General features: G+C 28.9%; 2 protein-coding genes. Both read left to right on the forward strand.

What is annotated here, in order from left to right:
- Positions 1-211: 211 nt before the first annotated feature.
- A complete protein-coding gene (locus ACQY1Q_RS17320; RefSeq protein WP_431006585.1) occupies positions 212-1,048 on the forward strand; it encodes a hypothetical protein in 837 nt (278 codons plus the stop codon).
- 157 nt (positions 1,049-1,205) lie between these two features.
- The gene (locus tag ACQY1Q_RS17325) at positions 1,206-1,907 is read left to right on the forward strand and encodes a hypothetical protein (protein WP_431006586.1); all 702 of its coding nucleotides are present in this window, start codon (positions 1,206-1,208) and stop codon (positions 1,905-1,907) included.
- Positions 1,908-1,994 lie beyond the last annotated feature (87 nt).

Here is a 1,994-nt window from a genome sequence, read left to right on the forward strand (position 1 = left end):
TATCATAACCTTACTCTACGCTTTTTCTTTCTGGTTTTTATTACTAAATTTAAACAATTGCTAACTTAAGATGTATATAAAAAATAGGCGAAAAAGCAATGAAATCAAGGGCTTTGGCTCGTATCAAATTTTGTGCATAACCGAAAGTTTCGTGCTTCGAAATCGCCTACTTTTCATATACTAACCGTTGTGCTTCATTAAAAAAAGAACCGTGAAAATTTCAAACATCAAAACAGAGCATGAAATAATTACTGCTGATTTTAAGTCAGAAGAAAATTTCATTTTTATAAATAAGAACCATGAAATATACAGGAATGAAGACCAAATAAAACTTAAAAATAATTACATTATCGCAGATCCTAGAATTAGTATTTTATCGGATAGTTTATTTTTATTAGTAGACCTAGAATTTAAAAATAAAGAGTCTAAAAATGCATGGATTATTGATAATAAAGGGAATGTAAAAAAAACATTTTTTGCTGATTCGCCGTTAAATATAGTTTCGACTGGAAAACGGATTATAATGTCCTATTCTGACTCAAGACTTGAAATTGGTTCGAGATTTGGAGATGCACAGATAGTTATATTTGACTTTGATGGCAATTGTTTATTTGAATATAATTCGCTAGAAAAATCAAATGATTATATTCAATTTCTTGAGAATAAATCTCTAGTTGTAAAAAATGAAACAACTATTTATTTTATGCCTTTTATTGGGAATGGTACTAAAGAGTTTCCTATCATTGAATTAAACGTTTTAAATTATTCAATTAACTTTTTGTTTTATGCTTTAAATGAAGATAAATCTGATAAATATTATTTCTCAGCATTTTCAAAAAAGGATAAAGATTGGTATTTCTTTGAAAATTTTGACAAACTCTCAGAAGTGAATAAAACAAGCTGGTCTAGAATATTTAGGCTTAATTCAAATAAAATTTTAGAACTATTTTTTTCGTCGTCAGAAATGTCTGCTATTCCAAAAGGACTTCCAGATGGAAAATTCTCTGCCTTGACTGTAAAATCAGATTTTAACTATTTCGAAACATAAAACGAAAGCACAACAAAACCTAAAAAACATTGCTAGCGGATTTTCTCATTAAGAAAATCAATCGCAAAACCAAAATTTAGGTATTTTTATAAATTAAACGCTAAAACCAACGCAACGATTTCTTAGCCGAAACGTTAGTAAACATTAAAATCAAACTATGAGCAAGAAAACAATGCTTGAGAAATTAAAAGATTTTGACTTATTGACTGTCATTAATGCTGTTGCACCATCGTATGAAAGTTTACAAGATGAAGTCAGAGAATTAAGAGAAAGTTTTCCGAATAAATCCAACCAAGAATTAGCTCATAAATTTGGAAATAGATTAAGAAAAAAATACACATCAATTGGAGTTGTTTCTGCTTTACCAAGTACGATTCCTGGACCTGGAACAGCAGCTCAAATTGGAATTGAAGCTGTTACAATTTCTGGAGATTTAGCTTTGATGTTAAGATGGATGGCTGGCACTTGTTATGGTGTTGGATTAATTTATGATAAAAATATCGAAAGTGAATTTAGCCAAGAGTTTATTAGAGTTTTAGGCATGTGGTGTGGAGCAATAGAATCTGTAAAAAAAGGAACCGAAAAAATTACGACTAAAGTTGCTATTGCTCAATTTAACAGAAATGTTTCAGGAAAAGTATTACAAACGATAAACAGAAGAGTTGGAACAACTATTTTTACTAAATATGGAGCTAAAAGAGGTGGAATAGCTTTAGGAAAACTGATTCCTTTTGGTGTTGGTGCTTTAGTTGGCGGGTCATTCAATTATTACACTATGAATGGCTTCAAGAAAAAAGCTATAAAATACTTTGAAAGTGATGAAAATACTGAATATATAATTTATGAAAATACTGAATAATAACGTTTGCTAACAAAGAACTGAGGTAAAAAACAAGTAAATTTTATACTTTTTTAAACCAAAGTACTTTTATAATTTACATCATAA

This window comes from Tenacibaculum sp. TC6 (genome assembly GCF_050606265.1).
Taxonomy (GTDB): domain Bacteria; phylum Bacteroidota; class Bacteroidia; order Flavobacteriales; family Flavobacteriaceae; genus Polaribacter.

Coding starts and splice junctions, on each gene's coding strand:
- ACQY1Q_RS17325 (WP_431006586.1), top strand. CDS start 1,206: ATGAGCAAGAAAACAATGCTTGAGAAATTAAAAGATTTTGACTTATTG.